This is a genomic window from Paraconexibacter sp., assembly GCF_041602235.1.
Lineage (GTDB): Bacteria > Actinomycetota > Thermoleophilia > Solirubrobacterales > Solirubrobacteraceae > Paraconexibacter.
This window is the reverse complement of sequence record NZ_JBFIGP010000171.1, coordinates 1-8,139: the sequence shown is the minus strand read 5'-3', so window position 1 is coordinate 8,139 and position 8,139 is coordinate 1. Positions and strand designations below refer to the sequence as shown.

The 8,139-nt window shown below is 73.4% G+C and carries 8 protein-coding genes; 5 read left to right on the top strand and 3 right to left on the bottom strand.

The window, feature by feature from the left end; all coding sequences use genetic code 11:
- From ABYE80_RS13540 to bioD, 5 genes are all read left to right on the top strand, one after another.
- Window positions 1-904: NAD-dependent epimerase/dehydratase family protein (locus ABYE80_RS13540; RefSeq protein ID WP_372790811.1), on the top strand; the 904-nt coding region annotated here is incomplete at its 5' end.
- Window positions 905-932: 28 nt separating this feature from the next.
- The gene (locus tag ABYE80_RS13535) at window positions 933-1,715 is read left to right on the top strand and encodes an exodeoxyribonuclease III (protein ID WP_372790810.1); all 783 of its coding nucleotides are present in this window, start codon (window positions 933-935) and stop codon (window positions 1,713-1,715) included.
- Between the two features lie 78 nt (window positions 1,716-1,793).
- Window positions 1,794-3,008, top strand: coding sequence for a biotin synthase BioB (gene bioB / locus ABYE80_RS13530; protein WP_372790809.1), 1,215 nt, complete (start codon window positions 1,794-1,796; stop codon window positions 3,006-3,008).
- 6 nt (window positions 3,009-3,014) lie between these two features.
- Complete coding sequence (bioF, locus tag ABYE80_RS13525) at window positions 3,015-4,253, top strand: 8-amino-7-oxononanoate synthase (protein WP_372790808.1); 1,239 nt, start codon at window positions 3,015-3,017, stop codon at window positions 4,251-4,253.
- A gap of 5 nt (window positions 4,254-4,258) precedes the next feature.
- Complete coding sequence (gene bioD / locus ABYE80_RS13520; protein ID WP_372790807.1) at window positions 4,259-4,948, top strand: dethiobiotin synthase; 690 nt, start codon at window positions 4,259-4,261, stop codon at window positions 4,946-4,948.
- 53 nt (window positions 4,949-5,001) lie between these two features.
- On the opposite strand, the gene ABYE80_RS13515 is transcribed toward bioD, so the two are convergent.
- From ABYE80_RS13515 to ABYE80_RS13505, 3 genes are all read right to left on the bottom strand, one after another.
- The gene (locus ABYE80_RS13515; RefSeq protein ID WP_372790806.1) at window positions 5,002-6,531 is read right to left on the bottom strand and encodes a spermidine synthase; all 1,530 of its coding nucleotides are present in this window, start codon (window positions 6,529-6,531) and stop codon (window positions 5,002-5,004) included.
- Between the two features lie 51 nt (window positions 6,532-6,582).
- Window positions 6,583-7,395 carry a BTAD domain-containing putative transcriptional regulator gene (locus tag ABYE80_RS13510; protein WP_372790805.1) on the bottom strand — a complete coding sequence of 271 codons (813 nt, stop codon included), beginning with the start codon at window positions 7,393-7,395 and terminating at the stop codon, window positions 6,583-6,585.
- A gap of 66 nt (window positions 7,396-7,461) precedes the next feature.
- On the bottom strand, window positions 7,462-8,139 hold a 678-nt coding region (locus ABYE80_RS13505), incomplete at its 5' end, for a hypothetical protein (protein WP_372790804.1).

Genomic DNA, 8,139 nt, shown 5'->3' with positions numbered 1-8,139 from the left:
GGTGGCCGCCCTCACCCGCACCGAGGATCGGGCCGCGATGCTGCGACGGCGCGGCGTCGAGGCGCACGTCGCCGACGTGTTCGACCGCGGCAGCGTCGTCGCAGCCTGCCGCGCCGCGGGCCCGGACGTGGTCGTGGACCAGCTCACGGCGCTCCCCAAGGCGTTGGACATCCGCCGGTACCGCGAAGCGCTCGCGCCCACGAACCGGCTGCGCCTCGAGGCGACCCCGAACCTGATCGCCGGCGGGCTCGCCGCGGGCGCACGGCGGATCCTCGTGCAGTCGATCTCGTTCATCACCGCCCCGCAGGGGCCCTGGGTGCACGACGAGGACGCTCCGGTCTTCACGTCCGCCCCCGCCGCGTTCCGGGACGTGGTCGAGGCAGCGGTGCAGATGGAGCGCATGACGCTCGCCGAGACCGCCCTGGACCCGGTGGTCCTGCGGTACGGGTTCCTCTACGGTCCGGGCACCTACTACGCCCGGGACGGCGCGACCGCCCAGGCCGTCGCCGCGCGGGCCTTCCCGATCGTCGGCCGCGGGACGGGGACCTCGTCGTTCCTCCACGTCGACGACGCCGTCGACGCGACGGTGCTCGCCCTCTCCGGTGGCGCGAGCGGTCTCTACAACGTCTGCGACGACGACCCGGCCCCGATGCGCGACTGGCTCCCGCACCTCGCGACGCTGCTGGACGCGCGCCCGCCGCGCCGGGTTCCCGCCCTCCTCGCACGGCTCGCGGCCGGGCCCCACGCCGTCCACTTCGCGACCTCGCTGCGGGGGAACGCCAACAGCCGGTTCAAGGAGACGTTCGCCTGGCAGCCAGCGCACCGCTCATGGCGGGACGGGCTGCGGTCGGCCCTCGCCACGCCCCCGGCCGAGGGCTCCCCCGCCTCCGTCCACATCACCTGACGCGATCGCGCTCACATAGCCTGGGGACGTGCGTCTCGTCACCTGGAACGTCAACTCGCTGAAGGCGCGTCTGCCGCGCGTGCTGGAGCTCCTCGAGACCGTGGCTCCCGACGTCGTGTGCCTGCAGGAGACCAAGTGCGCCCCGGAGGCCTTCCCCGAGGACGTCCTGCGCGACGCGGGCTACGCCGCCGTCCACCACTCGGGCGGGCGCTGGGCCGGGGTCGCGATCCTGGCCCGTGACGGGCTGGCCCTCAGCGAGTCGGCCTGCGGCCTCGCCGGCGAGGCCCAGCCCGACCAGGCCCGCTGGATCGAGGCCGTGGTCGACGGCGTGCGCGTGGCCAGCGTGTACGTCGTCAACGGGCAGGCGGTGGGCACGGAGCCGTTCGCCGAGAAGCTCGTGTTCCTCGAGGCGATGGCCGCGCGCGCCGCGGGGCTCCGCGACGGTCCGGGCGAGACGGTGATCGCCGGGGACTTCAACATCTGCCCCACCGACCGCGACGTCTACGACGTGCAGGCGTTCGCCGGAGCGACCCACGTGACCGAGGAGGAAAGGGCGCGCCTGCGGGCGATCGAGACCGCGGGAGGCCTGCGCGACGCCCACGAGGTCCTGCATCCGGGCGAGCAGCAGTTCACGTGGTGGGACTACCGCCAGGGGCACTTCCACCGCGGGCTCGGGCTGCGGATCGACCTGGCGCTGGTCAGTGAGGGGATCGCCGCGGGCCTGGAGCGGGTCGGCATCGAGCGGGACTTCCGCAAGGGCGCCAAGCCCTCGGACCACGCGCCCCTCGTCGTGCAGTGGCGCGGCGGCTGAGAGCGGCCTCCCCCGGTCGGGTGCCGCACGGTCCCACGAGCCGTCGCGCGTCCGCGCAACGCCCTAGGGTGTTGCCCCATGCCGCCGTTGATCACCCGTGAAGAGGCCCTCGAACTCGGGGAACTGGAGGACCACGCAGCGATCGAGGCCCTGGTGGAGCGGGCATGGGCGGCACGCCTGGAGTCCTTCGGGACCAGCACCGACATGTGCTCGCTCGTCAACGCGAAATCGGGCGGCTGCGCCGAGGACTGCGGGTTCTGCGCCCAGTCGCGCTTCGCGGAGGCCGAGACCCCGATGCACGCGATGATGGAGCCCGAGCAGATCCTCGAGCACGCGAAGGCGGCCGAGGCGGCCGGTGCGCACCGGTTCTGCATGGTCACCCAGGGCCAGGGGCTCTCCAAGCGCGACTTCGAGAAGATCCTCGAGGGTGCTCGACTGGTCTCCGAGCAGACGAACCTCAAGCGCTGCGCGTCGGTCGGCCACATGTCGGTCGCCCGCGCCAAGCAGCTCAAGGACGCCGGGATCCAGCGCGTCCATCACAACGTCGAGACCGCCGAGTCCTACTACCCGGAGGTCTCCAGCACGGTCAGGTACGAGGGCCGTCTGCGCACCATCGACGCGGTTCGCGAAGCCGGGCTGGAGACGTGCGTCGGCGGCATCCTCAACCTCGGCGAGTCCCGCGCGCAGCGGGTGGAGATGGCCTTCCAGCTCGCGTCGATCGATCCCACGTCGGTGCCGATCAACCTGCTGAACCCGCGTCCGGGCACGAAGTTCGGCGACCGCGACCTCATGGACCCGTGGGAGGTCGTGAAGTGGATCGCGATCTTCCGTCTCATCCTGCCCGGGGCCCTGTTCCGCCTGTGCGGCGGTCGCACCGAGAACCTCGGCGATCTGCAGCAGCTGGCGGTCAAGGCGGGGCTCAACGGCGTGATGATGGGCAACTTCCTCACCACGCTGGGCAACACCCCGGCCGAGGACCGCTCGATGTTCGAGAACCTCGGTCTCAACATCGCCCGCCAGCCCGACAACGGGGCCAACCCGCGCCCGGACAACCGCTCCGGATGGCTCGAGGGCGAGACCCCGGACGTCGTCGAGGACTACCTCGACACCCGCGCCGACGCCGAGAGCGCCGGCATCGAGATCCAGCTCTGGGATCCGGCCTCCCAGCTGCGCTACGTCCGCAAGGACAAGACGGTGCCGCCGCGCCCCGACGGGGCCCCCAACCGCTGGCCGGGTGGGACCCCCCGCCCGGCCGAGCCCGCCGTGACGACCGGCATGCCGTTCGGCCACTGACCGGCGATGAGCGAGATCGCCGCCCGCCTCGACGAGCTCCGCGATTCCGGCCTGTACCGGCGGATGCGGCTGGTCTCCGGGCCGCAGGGCGGACGGGTGATGCTGGACGGGTCACCCGTGATGCTCCTCTGCTCGAACAACTACCTCGGGCTCGCCGACCATCCGCGGGTCACCGAGGCTGCGGCCGACGCCGCGCTGCGCTGGGGCGTCGGGGCCGGAGCATCCCGTCTCGTCAGCGGCACGATGACGATCCACCGGCGACTCGAGGAGCGCCTCGCCGCGTTCAAGGGCACTGAGGACGCGGTCCTGTTCGGGTCCGGCTACCTCGCCAACCTGGGGGTCATCCAGGCGCTCGTCGGCCTGGCGCCCGGGCGCGCGACCGTGTTCAGCGACGAGCTCAACCACGCGTCGATCATCGACGGCTGCCGGCTGTCCCGCGCCGACGTCGCGGTGTACGACCACTGCGACGTCGAGCATCTCGCGTGGACGATGGCACGCCGCAACGCGGACCCCGGCCACCCGAAGATCGTGGTGACCGACAGCGTCTTCTCCATGGACGGGGACGTGGCGCCGCTCGCCGACCTGGTGGAGCTGTGCCGGCGGACCGGGTCGAAGCTCGTCGTGGACGAGGCCCACGGCACCGGCTGCGTGGGGCCGGGCGGCCGCGGCGCCGTCGCGGAGGCCGGGCTCGAGGGCGAGGTCGACGTCGTCGTCGGCACGCTCGGCAAGGCCCTGGGCTCCTACGGCGCGTTCGCGGCCTGCAGCCACGAGCTCGTGGAGCTGTTCACGAACACCGCGCGGTCGCTGATCTTCTCGACGGCGCCGCCACCTCCCGCCGTCGCTGCCGCCCTCGCCGCGCTCGACCTGCTCGAGGAGGAGCCCGACCGGGTCGCGACGCTCCGATCCGGGGCCGACGCGCTGCGCGACGAGCTGGCCCGCGAGGGCTTCGACGTCGCCGGCTCGACCACCCAGATCGTGCCGCTCATCGTCGGGGACGCCGCGCTGGCGATGCGGATCTGCGAGGAGGCGATCGCCGACGGCGTCTTCGCCCAGGCCATCCGGCCTCCCACGGTGCCCGAGGGCACCTCCCGCCTGCGGCTCGCCGTCATGGCCAGCCACACCAAGGACGAGCTCCGCGAGGCCGCACGAACCCTCGGGCGCGCCGCGCTGAAGGCCGGGTTCCGGCCCGGCGCCGGCGTCCCGGTCGCCGCCGCGACACCCGGCCACCGCATCCACGCCGCCTGATTCCCGTGCGGGGCATCTTCGTCACCGCGACCGACACCGAGGTCGGCAAGACCGTCGTCGCCGCGGCGATCGCGGCGACGCTCGTGCAGGACGGGATCCCCGTCCGGGCGTTCAAGCCCGCGGTCACCGGCCTCGAGGAGCCCGTCGCGGGTGTCCCGGCCGACCACGAGCTGCTCGCCGCCGTCACGGGCGACGTCGCGGAGCAGGTCGCTCCCCACCGCTTCGGCCCCGCCGTCTCCCCGCACCTGGCGGCCGCGCTGGCCGGCACGACCATCGACCCGCGCTCCCTGGCCGCGACGGCACGGGCGCGCGCCCAGGCCGCCGGGCCGAGCGGCGCGCTGGTCGTCGAAGGGGTGGGCGGCCTGCTCGTCCCGATCACCGAGGACTTCTCCGTGCGGGACCTCGCGGTCGAGCTGGCGCTGCCCGTGGTGATCGCGGCCCGTCCCGGCCTGGGCACCATCAACCACACGCTGCTGACGCTCGCCGAGGCGCGGCGCAGCGGGCTCGACGTGCGTGCGGTCGTGCTCACCCCCTGGCCCGAGTCCCCGGACGTCATCGCCTCGTCCAACCGCGCGACGCTCGAGCGCCTCGCCGGCGTCGAGGTCCTGACCCTGCCGCACGTGGCGACCATGGCGGCGGAGCCGCTGGCGAGCGCCGGTCGGGCACTCGATCCCGCCCGCTGGCTGGACCGCTGAGCGCGCGGGAGCCACCGCACCGGTGCCCGCGGCCCGGCACCCGGGGACCCGGCTCAGCCGCCACCCTCGCCGTCGGCGGCGACGTCCACGATCGAGGCGTCGACGAGCCACTCCACGGGGGCGACGTCGTCGGTGTAGACCCGTCCGCCGCGCAGCGCGGGTTCCAGCCGCCGCGCGGAGGCAGCCGCGATCGGGCGCAGATCGTCCGGCAGCGTCAGCAGCTGTGACCGCAGGGCCCGTGCCGGGGGTGTCGCGGCGGTCGTCGCGACGAGCATCGTGTTCACCCGCTGGCTGGGATCGCGCCAGACGCGGTCCTGGCCGAACGCCGAGCGCATCGTCGCCGCCAGCACCTTCTCGAGCGCCTGGCTGTTCGCGGGATGGCCCACGTTGATGATGACCAGGCCGCCGGGTTCCAGCCGCTCGCGCACGAGCTCGAAGAACTCCTTCGTCGCCAGGTAGAACGGGATGTACGGCTGACGGTAGGCGTCGATGATGACCGCGTCGTAGCGGTCGTCGGCCCTTCGCAGCCACGGACGGGCGTCGGCGGTGTGCGTGCGCAGGCGCGGCGCACGGAGATCGAACAGCTCCTTCCCGACCTCCGTGATCTCCCCGTCGATCTCGACGCCGTCGATCAGCGTCTGCGGCGCGTAGTGCCCGAGCGCCCGCGCCGTCGTCCCCGCGGCGTTGCCGAGGATCGCCACCTTGCGCGGGCTGGGCCGGGCTCCCGCGAACGGCAGCACGAGCAGCTCGTCCCAGTAGTTGCCGGTCAGGTAGGTGCCGGGCCTGTAGACGGAGTGGACGGCCTGCCCCTCGTTGAGCTCCAGCCGCCGCTCGCCCTCGTCGTCCTCGACGACCCGGGCGTACTGGTACTCCGTCTCCCGCTCCCAGATCACGCGATCGCCGCCCGCGGCCTTCAGCGTGCCGACCGGGAGCGCGATCAGCCCGATCATCGCGACCGGCATGGCGGTGGCCGCAAGGCGCCGGGTCCGCAGCCACGGGATGCTGACGAGTGCCAGGCCCAGCGCGAAGACCAGGAAGGTGCGCCGGGAGCCGACCACGGGGATCAGCAGCAGCGCGGCCAGGAACACGCCGGTGAGCGAGCCGATCGTCGAGATCGCGTACAGCCTTCCGGCGACCTGCCCGGCCCGGTCGACGGTGTCGACGGTCAGGCGGATCGCGTACGGCGACACCATCCCGAGCAGCAGCACCGGCGCGGCGATCAGGACGCTGACCGCGATCAGCGAGCCGAGGAACGCGCCCGCGTTCACCGACTCCAGCGCGTCGACGGAGATGCGCAGGAACGGTCCGCTGATGAACGGCACGATCGCCAGCAGGACCGCGGCGATCAGCACGATCCGGGCCAGGCCTGCGGGAGTCGGGTCGCGATCGGCCATCCTGCCGCCCAGCGCGTACCCGACCGACAGCGCGACCAGCACCGTGGCGATCGTGTTCGCCCACACGATCGTCGAGGCGCCGAACCATGGGGCGAGCAGGCGGGCGGCCGCGATCTCGGCCCCCAGGCTGGCGGCCCCCACGACGAACACCACGGCCTCGATCGGCGGGCCGTTGCGGCGAGCGGTCACACGCCCCAGGGTACCCCGCGCGGCCCGGCACGCCCTGCGCGGGCCCTGCCGTCAGGAAGCGACCAGGCGCGGCGTCAGGACCCCGGCGTCGGACACCCGCTGCTCAACGTCGACCCCGGCGCTGATCAGCGTCGCCAGCCGGCGGGTGGCGACGGAGACATCCACGGACCAGGCGCTACGCAGGCCGGCGCTGAGGTCCTCGAAGGTCGACAGCGCAGCGTGGCGCTGCCCCGCTCCCGCCAGCGCGACCATCAGGTCGTGAGCGACGCGCTCGTCGAGTGGCGCGTCGGCCCGCAGCGCACGCAGGACCGCGATCGCCTGTGCTTCCCGGCCCCCGTCGCGGAGCCGGGCGGCGCAGGCGAGCCCGAGATCACGGCGCAGCGCGATCAGGAGCTCGCGGTAGGGCCGGGACCAGTCGCTGTAGCGATCCTCCGGGAGGGGCTCGCCACCCCAGAGGGAGAGCACGCCCAGCGCCTCGTCGGCGCCCGGACCACGGGTGGTGTGCAGCAGGCGGTCGGCGGCTGCCGCGAACAGCTCCGCGTCGATCCGGTCCTCCGGGCCGAGCACGAGGCGGTACGTGCCGTCCCCCCGACCGATCCGGCCGGCGCCGACCACGCGGCGGGCGTGGTGGATCGTGACGTGCAGGTTGTTGCGTGCGGCCCGTGGCTCGAACCCGGGCCAGAAGCTCTCCAGCAGAACGTCCTCCGGCACGCTGCTCCCCCGGGCGGCGACGAGACGACGCAGGACGCGTCCCGCGGTCGGACGCAGCGACCGCACCTCTCCGTCGACGGCGACCGTGAAGCGACCCAGGACGCAGATCGCGACCGTCCTTGGATCGAGTGGAGTGGCGCCTTCCCGCAGCACGACGCCAGCGAGGGTAGACCCGCGCGGCCCCTCGCGCATCAGGGTCAGCCCTGATGTCGGCGTGACCTACCGGCGGCGGAGCCGAACCCTCGCCGTGCTCTGCCACAGGCTGCTGCCGCCGTCCCGGGCCTCGATGACCGCGTCCGTCGGCGTGCCCTTCCGCGCCTTCGTGAGCTTCTTCGCCTTGGCCTTGGGGAGTCGCACGCGCAGCGTCTTCTTCTTGCCCTTGGGGATCGAGAACAGCGCGCGTCCCAGCAGCGTGGGCCTCTTGCCGGCCTTCTTCGCCGGTCGCTCGAGGGTCACCTCGCCGAGGCAGCGCTTCTCGGCCGTCTTCGGGCAGGACACGACGAGCCCGGCCCGCCGCCGCTTGTCGAGCCGTGCCGACCTGGTCGTGATCCGCGGTCCCGCGGCGACCTTGAGGTCCCCGCCGAGATCCTCGCCGAAGGCGTCACCGAAGTCGTCGAAACCCTCGCCGAAGAAGCTGTCGTCGAACTCATCGCCGAAGTCGCCGAAGTCCAGGTCGTCCCCGAGCCCGTCGAACAGCGACTCGAACCCGGCACCGTCCGCGTCGATCCACCCGCCGGCCGTCTCCTCGTCGAAGTTCGGGTCGAGCGTCTCGTTCGGGTCGAACGGGTCGCACCCGGCGCCGTCACCCTCGTTCCCCCAGATCGCGTCCCCGTCGCTGCAGGTCTGGTCGCCGCCCGAGGGGGTCGCTCCGGGCGCCTTGGGCTTGTCGGGCTTCGC